Below are 17,331 nucleotides of genomic sequence, written 5' to 3' on the forward strand. Positions count from 1 at the left end.
TTGAAAGCCCTCGACGAACTGACCTTCGACAATCGCTTCGCCCGCCTGGGCGACGCGTTCTCAACCCACGTGCTGCCCGAACCCCTCGCCGCCCCACGGCTGGTGGTCGCCAGCCCCGCCGCCATGGCGCTGCTGGACCTGGACCCGGCCGAGGCCGAGACGCCGGTGTTCGCCGAGCTGTTCGGCGGCCACAAGCTGTGGGCCGAAGCCGAGCCACGGGCGATGGTCTATTCCGGACATCAGTTCGGCTCCTATAACCCGCAGTTGGGCGACGGTCGCGGCCTGTTGTTGGGCGAGGTCTATAACGAAGCCGGCGAGCATTGGGACCTGCACCTCAAGGGCGCCGGTCAGACGCCGTACTCACGCATGGGCGATGGACGGGCTGTGCTGCGTTCGTCGATCCGCGAGTTTCTCGCTTCCGAAGCCCTGCATGCCCTGAACATTCCCACCACGCGCGCACTGTGCGTGATCGGCTCCGACACGCCGGTCTGGCGCGAGAAACAGGAACGCGCGGCCATGGTCTTGCGCCTGTCGCCGAGCCATGTGCGCTTCGGGCATTTCGAATTCTTCTACTACACCAAGCGCCCCGAGCAGCAGAAAGAACTCGGTGAACACGTGCTGGCCATGCACTTCCCGCACTGCCTGGAACAGCCGGAACCGTATCTGGCGATGTTCCGCGAAATCGTCGAGCGCAATGCCGAGTTGATCGCCAAATGGCAAGCCTATGGGTTCTGCCACGGCGTAATGAACACCGACAACATGTCGATCCTGGGCATCACCTTCGACTTCGGCCCGTTCGCTTTCCTCGACGACTTTGACGCGCATTTCATCTGCAACCACTCCGATGACCAGGGCCGTTACTCCTTCAGCAACCAGGTGCCGATTGGCCAATGGAACCTCAGCGCCCTCGCCCAGGCCCTGACGCCGTTCATCAGCGTCGACGCCCTGCGCGAAACCCTCGGCCTGTACCTGCCTCTGTTCCAGGCCCACTACCTGGACCTGATGCGCCGCCGTCTCGGTTTCACCACGGCCGAAGACGACGACCAGAAACTACTGGAGCACCTGCTGCAACTGATGCAAAACAGCGGCGTCGACTACAGCCTGTTTTTCCGCCGCCTGGGGGATGAGTCACCCGAACTGGCCGTCGCCCGTTTGCGCGATGACTTCGTCGACATCAAGGGCTTCGATGCATGGGGCGAGCTCTACGTCGCTCGGGTTGCTCATGAAGGTGAGGTTGATCAGGAGCTGCGCCGGGAACGGATGCATGCGGTGAATCCGCTGTATATCCTGCGCAATTACCTGGCGCAAAAAGCCATCGATGCGGCGGAAAGCGGCAACTATTCAGAAGTTCGTCGTTTGCATGCAGTGCTGAGCAATCCGTTCAAGGAACAGCCGGGGATGGAGAGTTATGCCGAGCGGCCACCGGAATGGGGCAAGCATCTGGAGATCAGTTGTTCGTCGTGAGTGGGAAGGCCCTCTTCGCAATCGAAGAAGATAATGGTCTAAAACCTGTCGCCTTGATAAAGACCACCTTCGACTCCAGATCAGTTTCATAGACTGCCCAACTGAGAGCCAATCATGACCGAACCACTGCTCATCCCCTGCCCCCACTGCAACGGCCTCAACCGCATCCCCGCCGAACGCCTCAACGACCATCCAAAATGCGGCCGCTGCAAGGCCGAGGTCTTGCTGAGCAAACCGTTCGAATTGAAGCAAGGCGATTACGCCAGTCAGATCAAGGGTGACCTGCCGTTGCTGGTGGATGTGTGGGCGGACTGGTGCGGACCGTGCAAGTCGTTTGCGCCGGTGTTCGAGCAGGCGGCGGGGCAATTGGCGGGCAAGTGTCGGCTGGCCAAGCTGGACAGCGAGGCGAATCAACAGTTGTCGGCGCAATTGGGAATTCGCTCGATCCCGAGCCTGATTCTGTTCAAAAACGGTCGGGAAGTGGCTCGCCAGAGCGGGGCCTTCCCGTTACCGCAGTTGATGAGCTGGTTGCGTAGCCAAGGGATTTAGAGCCACCACAAATAAATGTGGGAGCGAGCCTGTTCGCGAAGCGGACTTCACATTCAACATCTCTGTTGACTGGACTTCCGCTTTCGCGAGCAGGCTCGCTCCCACAGTGGTTCGGTATTGTTTGCAGGAGTCAGGTGTTTTCGAGAAGGTTGTGCAAGTCGACGAATTGCTGGGTCAGTTTGTGCCGCGGGTCGAGGTGGATCAGCGGCGTGTTGGCCTGATGGGATTCGCGCATGCGCACCGAACTGGCCAGATACACCGGCAGTACCGGCAGGCCTTCGGCGATCAGCTCATCGAGGATTTGCTGGGGTAGGCTGGCGCGAGCCTGGAACTGGTTGACGACAATGCCTTCGACTTCCAGCCCTTCGTTGTGGTCGTCCTTCAATTCTTCGATTTCCGCCAGCAGACCGTACAGTGCCTGACGCGAGAAGCTGTCGCAGTCGAAGGGGATCAGCACACGGTCAGCGGCGATCAAGGCCGAGACGGCATAGAAATTCAGCGCTGGCGGGGTGTCGAGGTAGATCCGGTCGTAATCACCGTCCAACTCCTCGAGCAATTTACGCAGCTTGTTGATCTTGTGTTTGGCCTCAAGCTTGGGCTGCAAGTCTGCCAGCTCGGCGGTGGCAGTGATGACGTGAAGGTTGTCGAACGGAGTTTCGTAGATGTCGACCTGACCTTTCTTCGAGAACGGCCCGGAGGACAGGGTCTGCTTGAAGAAGTCGGCGATACCCATCGGGATATCGTCACCGGTGAGCCCCGTCAGGTACTGAGTGGAGTTGGCCTGGGCATCGAGATCCACCAACAGCGTGCGATAGCCTTCGCTGGCGCTGACCGCCGCCAGATTGCAGGCAATACTTGATTTGCCCACGCCACCTTTCTGATTGAACACCACGCGCCGCATGTCAAAACCTCCGTGTATCAAAGAATGACCGAGTGTAGTAGTCCATAACGCTGCTTAGCTACCTCGCCAGCATCTAGACTACACAGTCATTAGCAAATCTCCGGCTGAAGAAGCTGCCAATTCGTTCATCGACAGCCAATAGCGCCGACAGACATGCCCGCTGCACTGTGGATAATGGCCAAACGACAGCTTTTTTTCGCGAACCAGACGGTACATTTCGTTGCGCAAAATGTAACCAGTATTTGCTACACGCCCGCAGCACCGGGATAATGCGCGCCACTCGGCGCTAAGCGCCACGTCAGGTCAGCCGCGGTTCTTGCGACTCACCGCGTTAAAGGAAGCCCGCAGGGGCGGGATGAATGTCTGTGATCAACTTCAACATCGCCCAATGGCGCGCTTGGGCCCCTGGGCTTGAAAGCGTGGATGATTGGCAGGCCTGGAGCCGACAACCGGTCGTGCTCGAGCCCAGCGATGCCGCCCCGGATGTGTCGTTTCTGCCGGCCATGCAACGCCGGCGACTCAGCCGTCTGGCGCGGATGGCGTTCAGTGTCGGCTGGCCCTTGGCCGATGGTCACCAGGACCTACCGTTGGTCTTTATTTCCCGCCACGGCGAAACCCCGCGCACCTTCGAAATTCTCAGCGATCTGGCGACCGACCAACCGTTGTCGCCCACCCAGTTCAGCCTGTCGGTGCACAACGCGGTGATCGGCCTGTGGTCGATCATGCGCGGCGAAACCAGCGAAATGACCGCCCTCGCCGCGGCCGGCGATGGCCTTGAACACGGCATGCTGGAGGCGGCGGCACTGCTTGCCGAAGGCGCGCCTGCGGTGCTGCTGGTGGTGACCGAAGAGCAACCGCCCGCTGTCTATTCGACCTGGATCGACGACGTGCCATTCCCTTACGCGGTCGGCCTGTTGATCACCCCCGGTAATCAGTGGCAGTTATCGCTGAACAGCGCCCCCCACGCGTTGTCCAAAGCCCGCTGGCCCCACGCACTGAATCTGTTACGCACCCTGCTCGGTCAGCAGACTACCTGCCAACATGCCTGGAAAAATCGTGTATGGACCTGGCAACGCAACCTGTAACCGATAAAAACCGCGACGCCTACTACTGGCGCCTGCTGGCCACCGCCGCGAGCTTTACCCTGTTCGGGTTGGGCGGGCTATGCCTGCGACTGGTGGTGTTCCCACTGTTGAGCTGCCTGCCGGGAGACGCCCAGGCCCATCGTCAGCGTGCACGACAGACGGTCAGCCGGTGTTTCTGGTTTTTCATTCGGTTCATGGCTCGCAGTGGCGTGCTGACTTATGACATTCAAGGGGCGGAAAAGCTCGGACGGCCAGGCCAGATGATCGTCGCCAACCACCCCTCGCTGATCGATGTGGTGTTCCTGATCGGCCTTGTGCGCCACGCCAACTGCGTGGTCAAGAAAAGCCTCTGGGAAAACCCGTTCACCCGCGGTCCGCTGCGCTGTACCGAGTACATCAGCAACGATGGCAGCATGGACATGCTCGACGCCGCTGCCGACGCGCTGAAAAGCGGTCAGACCCTGATCATCTTTCCCGAGGGCACCCGCACCCAACCCGGCAAATCGCCGGCCTTTCATCGGGGGGGCGCGGCAATCGCCCTGCGCGGTGCGAGAATCCTCACCCCGGTGATCATCAAGGTCAACCCGACCACATTGACCAAGGCCGAACCCTGGTATCGAATCCCCAAACGCCGCGTGCACTTCAGTTTCCGCGTCGGGGCCGATATAGATCCACAGGCCTTCGCTACGCAGGGGCCTGCGCCCCAAGCCTCGCGCAAGCTCAATGATTATTTGCACCATTACTTTATTAAGGAGCTCGCCGAAGATGAGCGAACTGCACACCAATAGCCTGATGCTGGAAATCAAAGAGCTGATCATCGAAGCGCTGGGCCTCGAAGACATCAGCGTCGAAGACATCGGCGATGACCAAACGCTGTTCGGCGAAGGCCTGGGCCTGGATTCGGTAGACGCGCTCGAACTCGGCCTGGCCATCCAGAAAAAGTACGGCATCAAAATCGACGCCGACGCCAAGGACACCCGTAATCACTTCACCAACGTGGCGAGCCTTGCGGCGTTCGTCACTGCAAAACAGGCAGCTTGAGACCGGACCATGCAAACTCGTGACGACATTTTCAACACCCTGCGCGATGCTCTGGTCGAACTCTTCGAGCTGGACCCCGAGCGCATCAGTCTGGAATCGAACCTGTATCAGGATCTGGAAATCGACAGCATCGATGCGGTCGACCTGATCGATCACATCAAACGCCAGACCGGCAAGAAAATCGCCGCCGAAGAATTCAAATCGGTGCGTACCGTCAGCGACGTGGTCGAGGCGGTCTACCGTCTGGTTCAACCCGCCGCATGAGCCGACTGATCGGCCTTGGCCTGCTGCTGGCAGGCCTGCTGTACCCCTTTGCGGTGTATTTCGGCATGGAGCATTTTGCCCCGTGGCAGTTCGGTCTGCTGCTGGGTAGCCTGTGGCTGGCACGGGCGCTGACCGGCGAACGACGCCCTGGCAGCCTGTGGATGGCCACCGTCGCCATCGCGTTCTGCCTGCTGTTGGCGCTGTTCGACAGCCCGGTGCTGCTGCGCTGGTACCCGGTGCTCATCAGCGCGTTCATGCTGGTGCTGTTCGGCTTGAGCCTGAAATATGGCCCGCCGATGGCCGAACGCCTGGCCCGTCTGCGAGAGCCGGAATTACCACCCAGAGCCATTCGCTACACCCGCCAGGTGACGATTGCCTGGAGCGTGTTTTTTCTCTGCAACGGCTTGTGCGCCGCCGCCCTGACCCTTTGGGCGCCGCTGAGCTGGTGGATGTTGTACACCGGCCTGATCTCCTATGGATTGATTGGCCTGATGTTTGCCATTGAATGGCTCATACGACAACGGGTACGAGGCCGCCCATGAATTGGATAAAACTTGAGCAACTGCTGCTCAAGGCTCAGCCGGAGCGTGCCGTAACGGCCGAGCCGGCGTTGAATCATGCGCAATTGTGCGACCGGGCCCTGAGCCTGGCTGCCGGCCTGCAAACCCAGGGTGTGCAGCGCATCGCCGTGCACCTTGAAGACGCCGCCGACCTGGCCATCGCCCTGCTCGGCGCCTGGCGTGCCGGGGTCAGCGTGCTGCTGCCTGCCGACCTGCAAGCGCAGACTCGCCAGCGCTGGTCGACCGAAGTCGATCTGTGGCTGACCGACCAGGCCGACGATGCACACCTGAGCGATTATCGGCATTCACCGCTGCCGGCCAACCCGCTGGATCTGGACGGCTGTCAGCTGAGTCTGTGCACCTCCGGCTCCAGTGGCGAACCCAAGCGCATCGACAAAACCCTGCGCCAACTGGCCAATGAAGTCGAGGCCCTGGAGCACTTGTGGGGTGCGGAACTGGGCGAAGCCTGCATCATCGGCAGCGTCGCCACTCAGCACATCTACGGGCTGCTGTTCCGGGTGCTGTGGCCGCTGTGCGCCGGGCGTCCGTTCGTGCGCAAGCAACTGGCCTTCCCGGAAGACTTGCAACGCGCCAGCCGCGAACACCCGGCCTTCGCCTGGGTCGCCAGCCCGGCGCTGCTCAAACGCATGGGCGACAACCTCGACTGGCCAGCGTTGAGTGCGGTGCGCCGAGTGTTTTCCTCCGGTGGCGCGTTGCCCGCCGACGCCTCGCAAAGCCTGCACCAACGCCTGCAACAATGGCCGACCGAGATCCTCGGCAGCTCGGAAACCGGCGGCATCGCCTGGCGTCAGGGCCAGAATCTCTGGCAGCCCTTCGCCGACGTGGCGCTGAGCCAGGACAACGACGGGGCGCTGCTGATTGCGTCACCGTACCTGCCGGCCGGCCATATCGAACACACCGCCGATGCCGCGCGCATCGCCGCCGATGGCCGCTTCGAACTGTTGGGGCGGCTGGACCGGATCGTCAAACTGGAAGAAAAACGTATCTCTCTACCGATGCTCGAACACGCATTGATGGCTCACGCCTGGGTCGCCGAAGCACGGCTGGGGGTGGTTCAGGAAAACCGCGCCTCATTGGGCGCACTGCTGGTGCTCAGCGAGCAAGGCCTGCATGCCTTGCGCAATCAGGGGCGACGCGGCCTCACGCAAGCGTTGCGTCAGCATTTGAGTCAGCATTGTGAAACGCTGGCCCTGCCACGACGCTGGCGCCTGTTGCGGCAACTGCCGCTGAACGCACAGGGCAAATTGCCCCAGGCCGAGGTTGAAGCCTTGCTGCTGGCGCCCCGCCCAAAGACGCCGCAAGTGCTGGAGCAGGTCGAACTCGATGGCGAGTGGAGCCTGCAACTGGCCGTCCCGCCGGACCTGGCGTATTTCAGCGGGCACTTTCCCCAGGCGCCTGTATTGCCTGGCGTGGTGCAGGTGGATTGGGCGTTGAGCCTGGGCCAGCAATTGATGGACCTGCCGGCAAAATTCGCCGGCATGGAAGTGCTGAAGTTCCAGCAACTGGTGCGTCCCGGCGATGTAATCCAGTTGCACCTGCGCTTCGACCCAACGCGCGGCAAATTGTATTTCGCCTATCGCAACGAAACCGCCACCTGCTCCAGCGGGCGGATTTTGCTGGAGGCTGCCAGCGATGCATAACTTTGGTGAGTGCTACGCACTCAATCGCGAGCAGGCTCGCTCCCACATTGGATCTCTGTTAAACACGAATTCCCTGTGGGAGCGAGCCTGCTCGCGATACAGACACCTCGATCCTTCAGATGCACGCCATCATGCATAACCCCTGCGCCGTAATCCCGGTCTACAACCACGAAACCGCCATCACCGCCGTGGTCGATGCGCTGCTTGCCAGCGGCCTGCCGTGCATTCTGGTGGACGATGCCAGCAGCCCGGCCTGCGCCAAGGTGCTTGACCAACTGGCGCAGTGCGACAGGGTTTACCTGATCAGGCTCACCATCAATCAAGGCAAGGGCGGCGCGGTGATGACCGGTCTGCGGGAGGCCTCGCGCCTGGGCTTCAGCCATGCCTTGCAGGTGGACGCCGACGGCCAGCATGACTTGCAAGACGTCAAAGTCTTCATCGAGCATTCGCGCGCCCATCCCGAGGCGGTGATTTGCGGTTATCCGCAATACGACACCAGCGTGCCGAAGGGCCGTTTGTACGCCCGCTACCTGACTCACGTCATGGTCTGGATCAACACCCTGTCGCTGCAGATTCGCGACTCGATGTGCGGTTTCCGTGTCTATCCATTACCGCCAACCCTGGCACTGATCGACTCGGCCAGGATCGGCAAGCGCATGGACTTCGACTCCGACATCCTGGTGCGCCTGGCCTGGCGCAATCAGCCGATGCAATGGCTGAAAACCAGGGTTCATTACCCTTTGGATGGCGTCTCGCATTTCCGCCTGTTCCACGACAATGTTCTGATTTCGGGCATGCACACCCGGCTGTTCTTCGGCATGTTGCTGCGGGCACCGGTAATCCTCTGGCGACGGTGGCGAGCATGAGCGACAACACAGACAAACAGCACTGGGCCGACCGCCAGGAGCGTGGCAGTTTCTGGCTGATGAAGTTCACCGCGCTCTGTGCAAAAGTCTTGGGCCGCCGACTGTTGAGCCCACTGCTGTACGGCATCGTGCTGTACTTTTTCCTGTTCGGGCGCAGTGCTCGCCAAAGCGCCTGGCAATACCAGCAGCGGCTCGCCGACTGGAGCGGTCGCAACGAATTGCGCCCGACCCATTGGCGGGTGTTCGGCCAATTCATGGCCTTCGCCGACTCCATGCTCGACAAGCTCGATGTGTGGAACGGCAAGCTGAGCATCGAGCAGATCGAAATCATCGACCCGGCGCTGCTGCGCAACCAACTGCGCGGCACACGCGGGCAAATGCTGGTGGGCGCGCACCTGGGCAACCTCGAGGTCTGCCGGGCGCTGGCCGAGATCGGCGAGAAAGTCACCATGAACGTGCTGGTGCACACCAAGCACGCAGAGCAGTTCAACCGTTTGCTGGGCGAAGCCGGGGCGACCAATCTGCGGCTGATTCAGGTCAGCGAGCTGGGCCCGGTGATCATGCTGCAACTGCATGAACGCCTGGAACGCGGCGAATGGCTGGCGATTGCCGGCGACCGTGTGCCGCTGCATGGCGGGCGCAGCGTGACGGTGGACTTTCTCGGTCATCAGGCTGCGTTCCCCCAAGGCCCGTGGTTGCTGGCAGGCCTGCTGAAATGCCCGGTCAATCTGCTGCTGTGCCTGAAAAAACCCACGGGCGACTATCGACTGACCCTCGAGCCGTTCACCGAGGCGGTGGTGTGGAAACGCAGCGAGCGCGAACAGGTCATTCACCAGTGGGCCTCCCGCTACGCCGAACGCCTGGGTCACTATTGCCTCGAAGCGCCCCAACAATGGTTCAACTTTTACCCTTTCTGGAAGACCGATGACGACGCCAACGCTTGAGCCGGTAACCTTCGGCGAACTCCCTTTGCGCATCGAAGACGTGCTGGCCCTGGCCAACCGTCAAGTGCCGACGCAGCTGCAAGGCGACCCCGAGTTTCGCCAGCGCATTGCCAAGGGTCCGCAGTTCCTTGATTCCCTGCTGGACAAGGAAGGCGTGATCTATGGCGTGACCACCGGTTATGGCGATTCCTGCGTGGTGGCCGTACCGCTGCATCACGTTGAGGCCCTGCCCCGCCATTTGTATACGTTCCACGGCTGCGGCCTGGGCAAACTGCTCGACGCCCAAGCCACCCGCGCAGTGCTGGCGGCGCGTTTGCAGTCGCTGTGCCACGGCGTGTCCGGGGTTCGCGTGGAGCTGCTGGAGCGCCTGCAAGCGTTCCTCGAGCACGACATCCTGCCGCTGATTCCGGAAGAGGGTTCAGTGGGCGCCAGCGGTGATCTGACGCCGCTGTCCTACGTCGCCGCGACCTTGTCCGGCGAACGTGAAGTGATGTTCCGCGGTGAGCGCCGACAAGCCGCCGATGTGCACCGCGAACTGGGTTGGCAACCGCTGGTGCTGCGCCCCAAAGAAGCCTTGGCGCTGATGAACGGCACCGCCGTCATGACTGGCCTCGCCTGCCTGGCTTACGCCCGCGCCGATTACCTGCTGCAACTGGCCACGCGCATCACCGCGCTGAACGTGGTCGCTTTGCAGGGCAACCCGGAGCACTTCGACGAGCGCCTGTTCGCCGCCAAACCCCATCCAGGGCAGATGCAAGTCGCTGCGTGGTTGCGCAAGGATCTGGCGATCGATGCGCCGACCGCGCCGCTGCATCGCCTGCAAGACCGTTACTCTCTGCGTTGCGCGCCGCACGTGCTCGGTGTATTGGCCGACAGCCTGAACTGGCTGCGTTCGTTCATCGAGATCGAGCTCAACAGTGCCAACGACAACCCGATCATCGACGCCGAAGCCGAACGCGTGCTGCATGGCGGGCACTTCTACGGCGGCCACATCGCGTTCGCCATGGACAGCCTGAAAAACCTGGTGGCGAACGTAGCCGACTTGCTTGACCGTCAGCTCGCACTGCTGGTGGACGAGCGTTACAACCATGGCTTGCCGAGCAACCTGTCCGGCGCCAGCGCCGACCGCGCGATGCTCAACCACGGCTTCAAGGCAGTGCAGATCGGCACCAGCGCCTGGACCGCCGAAGCCCTGAAAAACACCATGCCGGCCAGTGTCTTCTCGCGCTCCACCGAGTGCCATAACCAGGACAAAGTCAGCATGGGCACCATCGCCGCCCGCGACGCCATCCGCGTGCTGGAGCTGACCGAACAGGTCGCCGCCGCCACGCTGCTGGCCGCCAACCAAGGCGTCTGGCTACGCGGCCAGGCTGAAGACGCGCGCCCACTGCCGCCGGCCCTGGCTGCGATGCACAAGGAACTGGCCAAGGACTTCCCGCCGGTCATCGAAGACCGCGCCCTGGAAGGCGAATTGCGCCTGTGTCTGCAACGCATCGCCGAACAACACTGGAGGCTGCATGCGTAGCAAGGGAGTGCTTCACACCGACACGGAAATCCTCGTCCCGTTCTTTGACGTCGACACCATGAACGTGGTCTGGCACGGCCATTACGTCAAATACCTGGAAGTCGCCCGCTGTGCGCTGCTGGACAGGATCGGCCACAACTACGACGCCATGGTGGCGTCGGGTTACGCCTGGCCGGTGATCGACTTGCAACTGCGCTATGTGCGCGGCGCCGTGTTCGGCCAGAAGCTGAATGTGCGCGCCAGCCTGGTGGAGTGGGAAAACCGCCTGAAGATCAATTACCTGATCAGCGACCTTGCAACCGGCGAACGTCTGACCCGCGCTGTTTCAGTGCAGGTCGCCGTCGATATGAGCAGCCGCGAAATGCAGTTGGCCTCGCCGAAGGTGTTCACCGATGCGGTTGAAAGGATGCTGCCATGAATTCGCTGTTCAAATGCCTCGGCGCTTTAGCGTTGCTCGGGATTTCATCATTGGCGCAGGCTTTCGATCTACAGCAACTCAGCGATCAACTGGCCAAACCCGATGTGATCCACGGCAGCTTCATCCAGGAAAAACACCTGCGCGCCCTGCCCCAGCCGCTGACCAGCAAGGGCACCTTCGTTTTGGCGAAGAATCACGGCCTGCTCTGGCTGCTGAAAACGCCACTGCAACAGGACTACCGCATCAGCGACAAGGGCATTGCCCGGCGTGATGCCAACGGTTGGCAAATGCTGCCGAACAAGAGTGCCGGCTCCGAACAGAACCGTTTGTTCCTCGCGGTGCTGCAAGGCGACAGCAGTGGCCTGCAACGGGATTTCGAACTGTCGCTGAGCGGCGATGCACAGAACTGGAAGCTGACCCTGACCCCGCGCTCGATGCTGCTCAAGCAGGTGTTCAACCAGATCAACATTGACGGCGGCGAACTGGTGCACAGCATCGAGCTGCTCGAAACCCAGGGTGACCGAACCTTGTTGCGCATGCAGGACAGCACCAGCGCCCAACCTTTGAGCGATGCGGAGCAACATGACTTTGCCGAGTGAACGGATGCTGCCGCGGCTGTTTCTGATCCTGCTGCTGGCAGTGCTTGCGCTCGCCGGTTGGCAGTGGCGCGACGGCACTCCGCTGTCGGCCAACCTGATGGAGCTGGTGCCAGGCACCGCTCCGGACGCGCTGGAGCTGCGCGCCGAGCAACGCATGCAAGAACCGCTGAACCGGGAAATGCTGGTGCTGGTCGGCCATAAAGACCGCCAGCAAGCCATCGCCATGGCACAAAAACTGGGTGAGCAGTGGCAGGCCAGCGGCGTGTTCGAAAAGGTCCAGTGGAACTTGCAGGCTGATTTGCCCGCACTGCGCACGCAGTTGCTGCAAGGCCGACTGGCGATGTTGTCGGCGGCCGACCGCCAGCAACTCATCGAGCACCCCGACGCCTTCATCCAGCAACGGGTGCAAGCCCTGTTCGACCCGTTCACCGGGTTTAGCCTGGTGCCGAGCCAGGACGACTGGCTCGGCCTGACCGGGCGCATCCAGAACAGCCAGCCCCAGCACGGTTCGGTGCAGCTGGACATCGGCAGCGGCGCGCTGGTGGCCGATGCCGACGGCAAGAGTTGGGTGATGCTGCGGGCGCGAACCGTCGGCAACGCGTTCGACATGAACCTGCCGCTGCAGGTGGCCGATCTGCTCCAGCACAGTCGCGAAGAAGCCGCCCAGGCCGATGTGCAACTGCTTGCCGCCAGCGGCCTGCTGTATGCCGCCAGCGGTCAACGGCAAGCCGCGCGGGAGATGACCTGGGTCGGTGGCGGCGCCACGCTCGGGATTCTGTTGCTGCTGTTGTTGGCCTTCCGCCGTTGGCGGGTATTGCTGGCATTCGTCCCGGTGCTGGTGGGCATGCTGTTCGGCGCGGTGGCCTGCGTGGCGCTGTTCGGTCACATGCATGTGATGACACTGGTGCTGGGCTCCAGCCTGATCGGCGTAGCAGTGGATTACCCGCTGCATTACCTGTCCAAAAGCTGGAGCCTGAAACCCTGGCACAGCTGGCCGGCGTTGCGCCTGACCCTGCCGGGGCTGACGCTGAGCCTGATCACCAGTTGCATCGGCTACCTGGCCTTGGCCTGGACGCCGTTCCCGGCCCTGACCCAAATTGCCGTGTTCTCCGCCGCCGGCCTGCTGGGCGCCTATCTGTCGGCCGTGTGCCTGCTGCCAGCGCTGCTCAAGGGCGCGCAACTGCGTCCGGCGCAATGGCCGATGCGCATCGCCGAGTCTTTGCTGGCGCTGCGTGAATCGCTGCTCAAATACGTACGCACGCCAGTGCTGCTGGCGCTGCTGATCGCCTTCTGTGTCGGCGGTCTGTTGCAGCTGCAGACCAAAAACGACATTCGCCAATGGGTCGGCGCCCCCCAGCATCTGACGGACGAAGCCCAGACCATCGCACGCATCACCGGCTATCAACCCACCAGCCAGTTCTTCCTGGTGCGCGCGGCCAATCAGCAGGAGTTGCTTGAACGCCAGACGGCACTGAGCGAGCGTCTGGATCAGTTGGTCAATCTGGAAAAACTCCAGGGCTACCTGTCGCTCAACCAGTTGGTCAGTCAGCCGAGCGAACAGCACAAAGTGCGTGATGCACTGGGCAAGCTGCCGCAATTCTGGCAACCGTTGCTCGACCTTGGCGTACCTGCTGACGCCCTGCAAGCCGAGTTGGTGAAGTTACAGGCGCTGCCCACCGAAGACATCGACGCGGCAATGGTCGGCCCATTGGCCGAACCCTACCGCACGCTGTGGCTGGGGCCGACCGATGACGGCGTGGCCGCGATGGTCAGCCTGCAAGGCTTGAACAATCCTGCGCTGTTGCGGGTCCAGGCGCTGGACTTGCCGGGCGTGGAACTGGTGGACCGCCTCGGCGATTTGAACAAGGTATTCGCCGCGACCCAAATCAGTGCCGCTGAATTGAAACTCGCCTCCTGCGTGCTGATCGTGCTGGTGCTGATCCTGCCATTCGGTTTCGGTGGCGCGTTGCGAATCGTCTCCTTGCCGCTGCTGGCGGCCCTGTGCAGCCTGGCCAGCCTCGGCTGGCTCGGTCAGCCGCTGACGCTGTTCAGCCTGTTCGGCCTGCTGCTGGTGACGGCCATCAGCGTCGACTACGCGATCCTCATGCGCGAACAGATCGGCGGTGCCGCCGCGAGCCTGCTGGGTACCCTGCTGGCAGCGGTGACCACGTGGTTGTCGTTCGGCCTGCTGGCAGTGTCCAGCACGCCGGCGGTGAGCAACTTCGGCCTGTCGGTGAGCCTCGGCCTGGCGTACAGCTTCATCCTGGCGCCGTGGGCCGGTCGACAAGCCCACGCCGCCCCGGTCGCGGAGCCGGCAGCGTGATGGTCGCGATGTTCTGGGTGATGGTCCTGGTGTTGTTCGCCGTGGCCACCCGTGTCGGCCGTCATTTCGGTCTGATTCCGATCGTCAGCCAGTTGCTGCTGGCGACCTTCGGCCTGCCGCTGCTGATGTACTTCTGGATCGAACCGGGCTGGCACCTCAGCGGTGCCGAACTGATCTCACCGAGCTGGCTGAAAAACCTCTACAGCCTGAGCTTTGCCTTGCTGCTGGGGCACATCCTCAGCGACGTGATCGACCTGCGGCTGGATCGCCAGAGCCTGAAAATCGCCCTGCCGAGCTTCTGCATTCCATTTGCCTGCGGGCTGGTGACAGCGGTCTGGCTGTTGCCGCCGCAGCCGTGGATCAGCTCGCTGGCGGTCGGCCTGCTGTTCGCCATCACCGCGATTCCGGTGTTGTATCTGTACCTGCGCCACATCGACTACCCGCCCGCCGCCACCCGGCGCTTGGTGCAGACCGCGATCCTGATCGACCTGACCTGCTGGACCCTGTTCGCGTTCGCCCAGGGCAGCCTGCACCTGAGCAGCCTTTTGCTGCCGCTGGCTGGCGCCTGCCTGCCGTTGTTGCTGCGACTGCTCGGCTTGCGTCAGCCGTTGCTGCACAGCGGCGGCTTCTTCGCGCTGTTGGTGGTCGCCGAACACTTCAAACTCAATGCGCTGATTTTCGGTATCGGTTACCTGCTGTGCATGGCTGCGCTCAAGGTGCCGCTGGTGCTGCCTTTGCCGGCGGCCTGGATGAACCGTTTACAGACCTGGATCGCCATCCCGCTGATCCTCACGTTCGGCATCGTGCAGATCAACTTGCACAGCGCCATCAACAGTCTCGGATGGGTGCAATTGGCCGCGCTCCTGCTGTTGCCGATTGCCAGCAAACTGTTGGGCAACTGGCTGGGCCTCGGCTGGGCTGGTGCCTCGTTTGAAGGTGCCAGCCGCTGGCGGGAAAGCCTTTTACTGAATATTCGCGGCTTGAGCGAGATCGTCTTTCTCAACCTGCTGCTGCAACAACAGCTCATCAGCCCGGCGCTGTACTTCGCGCTGATGCTGATGGGCCTGATCGCAACCCTGCTGCCGGCATTGGCCGGCATGCACCGAATCCCTTTGAACATCGCCGCCCCGGCAAGGAGCTCCCGTGCCAACAGTTGAAATGGAACGTCGTCAGGTGGTGGTGATCGGTGCCGGCCCCTCGGGCGCCATCGCCGCCGCGCTGCTCAAGCGTAAAGGTCATGATGTACTGATGATCGAGCGCCAGCATTTCCCACGGTTTTCCATCGGTGAAAGCCTGCTGTCCCACTGCCTGGATTTCGTCGAAGAAGCCGGCATGCTCGAAGCGGTGAACGCCGCCGGTTTCCAGCGCAAGAACGGTGCGGCATTCGCCTGGGGCGATCAGTACAGCGCCTTCGATTTCGGCGACACGTTCAGCAACGGCAAGCCGACGACGTTCCAGGTCCAGCGCGCCGATTTCGACAAGCTGCTGGCCGATCAGGCTGAACTGCAAGGTGTCGACGTCCGTTATGGCGAAGCCATCGTCAGCGTCGACTTCACTCTGCCAAAGCCGCAGCTCGATGTGCTTCGCGAAGACGGCAGCCAATACCGCGTCGAGGCCGATTTCGTGCTCGATGCCAGCGGCTACGGTCGTGTGCTGCCGCGCTTGCTGGACCTTGAGGCACCGTCGAACTTTCCGGTGCGCCAAGCCGTGTTCACCCACGTCGAAGACCGTATCGACAGCCCGGCTTTCGAGCGCGAAAAAATCCTCATCACCACCCATCCGAGCCGGCGTGACATCTGGTTCTGGACCATCCCGTTCAGCAATGGCCGTTGCTCGGTGGGCGTGGTGGCGGCCGCCGAACACTTCGAAGGCCGCACCGAGAATCTGGACGATTGCCTGCGCGGCTTCATCGCCGAAACCCCAAGCCTGGCCGGTGTGCTGAACAACGCCGTGTGGGATACGCCCGCGCGCTCCATCGGCGGCTATTCGGCCAACGTCAAAACCCTGCATGGCCAAGGTTTCGCCCTGCTGGGCAATGCGGCGGAATTTCTCGACCCGGTGTTTTCCTCCGGCGTGACCATCGCCATGCGTTCGGCAAGCATGGCCGCCGGGGTGCTGCACCGCCAACTGCAAGGTGAAAGCGTCGACTGGCAGACCGAGTTCGCCGAACCGCTCAAGCGTGGCGTCGACACCTTCCGCTGCTACGTCGAAGGCTGGTATGCCGGGACCTTTCAGGATGTGATTTTCTATCAGGGCGGCACAGCAGACATCCGCCGCATGATCAGCTCGATCCTCGCGGGTTACGCCTGGGATCAACGCAACCCGTTTGTCAGCGAGCCCAAACGTCGCCTGCGGATGATCTCGGACCATTGCGCAAGGGATGCGACATGAGTTATTTGAGCGATAACTACGTCGAAGAAACCCGTTTCGGTTTCTGGTTCCTGCGCAGCCACACCTGGCAGCACCATGTATTACGAGTGGCGATCAATGATTTGCGCGGCCTGTTCAGCGCGCCATTGCCCGACAATCCGGTATTGCTGGATGCCGGCTGCGGCCAAGGCAAGTCGTTTCAGTACCTGCGTCAGACCTTCGCGCCCAAGCGCCTGATCGGCCTGGATGCCGATCCTCACAGCCTGAACCTGAGCGGCGAAGAAGCGGCCCGCCAACGCATGGATGTGGAGCTGATCGGCAGTGACTGCGCCAGCATCAAAGTACCGGACGCCAGCGTCGATCTGCTGTTCTGTCACCAGACCTTCCATCATCTTGTCGAGCAGGATCAGGCCCTGGCCGAGTTCTATCGGGTGCTCAAGCCGGGCGGCTATTTGCTGTTCGCCGAGTCCACCGAGGCATACATTGATACGTGGGTGATTCGCTGGCTGTTCCGCCACCCGATGCACGTGCAGAAGAGCGCCGCCGGCTATCTGGAGATGATTCGTCGGCAGGGTTTCGAGTTCGGCCCGCAGAACGTGTCTTACCCTTACTTGTGGTGGAGTCGCGCCAAGGATTTCGGCCTGCTCGAACGCTTCGGCCTGCGCCAGCCAAAACCCTTTGGCCAACGGGAAGAGACCCTGGTCAATGTGGTCGCGCGCAAGCCCCTTGAAGGTGCTGATTGATGTCTAGCGCAATTCAAA

18 protein-coding genes are annotated in these 17,331 nt (G+C 62.0%); 17 read left to right on the forward strand and 1 reads right to left on the reverse strand.

The features are described from left to right. Nucleotides 1-1,464 (forward strand): protein adenylyltransferase SelO, encoded by a 1,464-nt coding sequence (gene selO, locus QMK51_RS26125; RefSeq protein ID WP_320392476.1) that lies wholly within the window; start codon nucleotides 1-3, stop codon nucleotides 1,462-1,464. Nucleotides 1,465-1,578: 114 nt separating this feature from the next. Next, complete coding sequence (gene trxC, locus QMK51_RS26130) at nucleotides 1,579-2,013, forward strand: thioredoxin TrxC (protein ID WP_320392477.1); 435 nt, start codon at nucleotides 1,579-1,581, stop codon at nucleotides 2,011-2,013. Between the two features lie 130 nt (nucleotides 2,014-2,143). On the opposite strand, the gene QMK51_RS26135 is transcribed toward trxC, so the two are convergent. Beyond that, complete coding sequence (locus tag QMK51_RS26135) at nucleotides 2,144-2,914, reverse strand: ParA family protein (RefSeq protein ID WP_320392478.1); 771 nt, start codon at nucleotides 2,912-2,914, stop codon at nucleotides 2,144-2,146. 359 nt (nucleotides 2,915-3,273) lie between these two features. On the opposite strand from QMK51_RS26135, the gene QMK51_RS26140 reads away from it, so the two are divergent. The 15 genes from QMK51_RS26140 to QMK51_RS26210 all read left to right on the forward strand — a co-directional run bounded on the left by QMK51_RS26140 (nucleotide 3,274) and on the right by QMK51_RS26210 (nucleotide 17,313). Continuing rightward, nucleotides 3,274-3,999 carry a beta-ketoacyl synthase chain length factor gene (locus QMK51_RS26140; RefSeq protein ID WP_320392479.1) on the forward strand — a complete coding sequence of 242 codons (726 nt, stop codon included), beginning with the start codon at nucleotides 3,274-3,276 and terminating at the stop codon, nucleotides 3,997-3,999. Beyond that, complete coding sequence (locus QMK51_RS26145; protein WP_258697903.1) at nucleotides 3,975-4,787, forward strand: lysophospholipid acyltransferase family protein; 813 nt, start codon at nucleotides 3,975-3,977, stop codon at nucleotides 4,785-4,787. The genes QMK51_RS26140 and QMK51_RS26145 overlap by 25 nt, the downstream gene beginning before the upstream one ends. Continuing rightward, the gene (locus tag QMK51_RS26150; RefSeq protein ID WP_320392480.1) at nucleotides 4,765-5,040 is read left to right on the forward strand and encodes a phosphopantetheine-binding protein; all 276 of its coding nucleotides are present in this window, start codon (nucleotides 4,765-4,767) and stop codon (nucleotides 5,038-5,040) included. Before QMK51_RS26145 ends, QMK51_RS26150 begins: the two co-directional genes overlap by 23 nt. 9 nt (nucleotides 5,041-5,049) lie before the next feature. Beyond that, the gene (locus QMK51_RS26155; protein ID WP_007936741.1) at nucleotides 5,050-5,304 is read left to right on the forward strand and encodes an acyl carrier protein; all 255 of its coding nucleotides are present in this window, start codon (nucleotides 5,050-5,052) and stop codon (nucleotides 5,302-5,304) included. Further along, complete coding sequence (locus QMK51_RS26160; protein ID WP_258697905.1) at nucleotides 5,301-5,846, forward strand: hypothetical protein; 546 nt, start codon at nucleotides 5,301-5,303, stop codon at nucleotides 5,844-5,846. The genes QMK51_RS26155 and QMK51_RS26160 overlap by 4 nt, the downstream gene beginning before the upstream one ends. Then, on the forward strand, nucleotides 5,843-7,525 hold the full coding sequence (locus tag QMK51_RS26165; RefSeq protein WP_320392481.1) for an AMP-binding protein: 1,683 nt from the start codon (nucleotides 5,843-5,845) through the stop codon (nucleotides 7,523-7,525). Before QMK51_RS26160 ends, QMK51_RS26165 begins: the two co-directional genes overlap by 4 nt. Before the next feature lie 131 nt (nucleotides 7,526-7,656). Then, nucleotides 7,657-8,391 (forward strand): glycosyltransferase family 2 protein, encoded by a 735-nt coding sequence (locus tag QMK51_RS26170; RefSeq protein ID WP_320392482.1) that lies wholly within the window; start codon nucleotides 7,657-7,659, stop codon nucleotides 8,389-8,391. Then, nucleotides 8,388-9,335: a glycosyl transferase gene (locus QMK51_RS26175; protein WP_258697907.1), complete on the forward strand. Its 948-nt coding sequence runs from the start codon at nucleotides 8,388-8,390 to the stop codon at nucleotides 9,333-9,335. The genes QMK51_RS26170 and QMK51_RS26175 overlap by 4 nt, the downstream gene beginning before the upstream one ends. Next, on the forward strand, nucleotides 9,316-10,860 hold the full coding sequence (locus QMK51_RS26180; RefSeq protein WP_320392483.1) for an aromatic amino acid ammonia-lyase: 1,545 nt from the start codon (nucleotides 9,316-9,318) through the stop codon (nucleotides 10,858-10,860). The genes QMK51_RS26175 and QMK51_RS26180 overlap by 20 nt, the downstream gene beginning before the upstream one ends. After that, nucleotides 10,853-11,278: an acyl-CoA thioesterase gene (locus QMK51_RS26185; protein ID WP_258697909.1), complete on the forward strand. Its 426-nt coding sequence runs from the start codon at nucleotides 10,853-10,855 to the stop codon at nucleotides 11,276-11,278. Before QMK51_RS26180 ends, QMK51_RS26185 begins: the two co-directional genes overlap by 8 nt. Further along, the gene (locus tag QMK51_RS26190) at nucleotides 11,275-11,877 is read left to right on the forward strand and encodes an outer membrane lipoprotein carrier protein LolA (protein ID WP_258697910.1); all 603 of its coding nucleotides are present in this window, start codon (nucleotides 11,275-11,277) and stop codon (nucleotides 11,875-11,877) included. Before QMK51_RS26185 ends, QMK51_RS26190 begins: the two co-directional genes overlap by 4 nt. Further along, a complete protein-coding gene (locus QMK51_RS26195; protein ID WP_320392484.1) occupies nucleotides 11,861-14,200 on the forward strand; it encodes an MMPL family transporter in 2,340 nt (779 codons plus the stop codon). The genes QMK51_RS26190 and QMK51_RS26195 overlap by 17 nt, the downstream gene beginning before the upstream one ends. Then, nucleotides 14,200-15,357: a sodium:proton antiporter gene (locus QMK51_RS26200; RefSeq protein WP_320394565.1), complete on the forward strand. Its 1,158-nt coding sequence runs from the start codon at nucleotides 14,200-14,202 to the stop codon at nucleotides 15,355-15,357. Before QMK51_RS26195 ends, QMK51_RS26200 begins: the two co-directional genes overlap by 1 nt. Next, nucleotides 15,344-16,591, forward strand: a complete 1,248-nt coding sequence (locus tag QMK51_RS26205) for an NAD(P)/FAD-dependent oxidoreductase (RefSeq protein WP_320392485.1) — start codon at nucleotides 15,344-15,346, stop codon at nucleotides 16,589-16,591. Before QMK51_RS26200 ends, QMK51_RS26205 begins: the two co-directional genes overlap by 14 nt. Beyond that, nucleotides 16,588-17,313, forward strand: coding sequence for a class I SAM-dependent methyltransferase (locus QMK51_RS26210; protein WP_320392486.1), 726 nt, complete (start codon nucleotides 16,588-16,590; stop codon nucleotides 17,311-17,313). The genes QMK51_RS26205 and QMK51_RS26210 overlap by 4 nt, the downstream gene beginning before the upstream one ends. The last annotated feature ends 18 nt before the right edge of the window (nucleotides 17,314-17,331 follow it).

Source organism: Pseudomonas sp. P9_31 (assembly GCF_034008235.1).
GTDB lineage: Bacteria > Pseudomonadota > Gammaproteobacteria > Pseudomonadales > Pseudomonadaceae > Aquipseudomonas.

Excerpts from the sequence above, each read along its gene's own strand:
- QMK51_RS26180 (WP_320392483.1), top strand. The coding sequence starts at position 9,316 with ATGACGACGCCAACGCTTGAGCCGGTAACCTTCGGCGAACTCCCTTTG.
- QMK51_RS26145 (WP_258697903.1), top strand. The coding sequence starts at position 3,975 with ATGGACCTGGCAACGCAACCTGTAACCGATAAAAACCGCGACGCCTAC.
- QMK51_RS26190 (WP_258697910.1), top strand. The coding sequence starts at position 11,275 with ATGAATTCGCTGTTCAAATGCCTCGGCGCTTTAGCGTTGCTCGGGATT.
- trxC (WP_320392477.1), top strand. The coding sequence starts at position 1,579 with ATGACCGAACCACTGCTCATCCCCTGCCCCCACTGCAACGGCCTCAAC.
- QMK51_RS26200 (WP_320394565.1), top strand. The coding sequence starts at position 14,200 with ATGGTCGCGATGTTCTGGGTGATGGTCCTGGTGTTGTTCGCCGTGGCC.
- QMK51_RS26170 (WP_320392482.1), top strand. The coding sequence starts at position 7,657 with ATGCATAACCCCTGCGCCGTAATCCCGGTCTACAACCACGAAACCGCC.
- QMK51_RS26140 (WP_320392479.1), top strand. The coding sequence starts at position 3,274 with ATGTCTGTGATCAACTTCAACATCGCCCAATGGCGCGCTTGGGCCCCT.
- QMK51_RS26150 (WP_320392480.1), top strand. The coding sequence starts at position 4,765 with ATGAGCGAACTGCACACCAATAGCCTGATGCTGGAAATCAAAGAGCTG.
- QMK51_RS26185 (WP_258697909.1), top strand. The coding sequence starts at position 10,853 with ATGCGTAGCAAGGGAGTGCTTCACACCGACACGGAAATCCTCGTCCCG.
- QMK51_RS26175 (WP_258697907.1), top strand. The coding sequence starts at position 8,388 with ATGAGCGACAACACAGACAAACAGCACTGGGCCGACCGCCAGGAGCGT.
- QMK51_RS26135 (WP_320392478.1), bottom strand. The coding sequence starts at position 2,914 with ATGCGGCGCGTGGTGTTCAATCAGAAAGGTGGCGTGGGCAAATCAAGT.
- QMK51_RS26155 (WP_007936741.1), top strand. The coding sequence starts at position 5,050 with ATGCAAACTCGTGACGACATTTTCAACACCCTGCGCGATGCTCTGGTC.
- QMK51_RS26195 (WP_320392484.1), top strand. The coding sequence starts at position 11,861 with ATGACTTTGCCGAGTGAACGGATGCTGCCGCGGCTGTTTCTGATCCTG.
- QMK51_RS26160 (WP_258697905.1), top strand. The coding sequence starts at position 5,301 with ATGAGCCGACTGATCGGCCTTGGCCTGCTGCTGGCAGGCCTGCTGTAC.
- QMK51_RS26165 (WP_320392481.1), top strand. The coding sequence starts at position 5,843 with ATGAATTGGATAAAACTTGAGCAACTGCTGCTCAAGGCTCAGCCGGAG.
- QMK51_RS26210 (WP_320392486.1), top strand. The coding sequence starts at position 16,588 with ATGAGTTATTTGAGCGATAACTACGTCGAAGAAACCCGTTTCGGTTTC.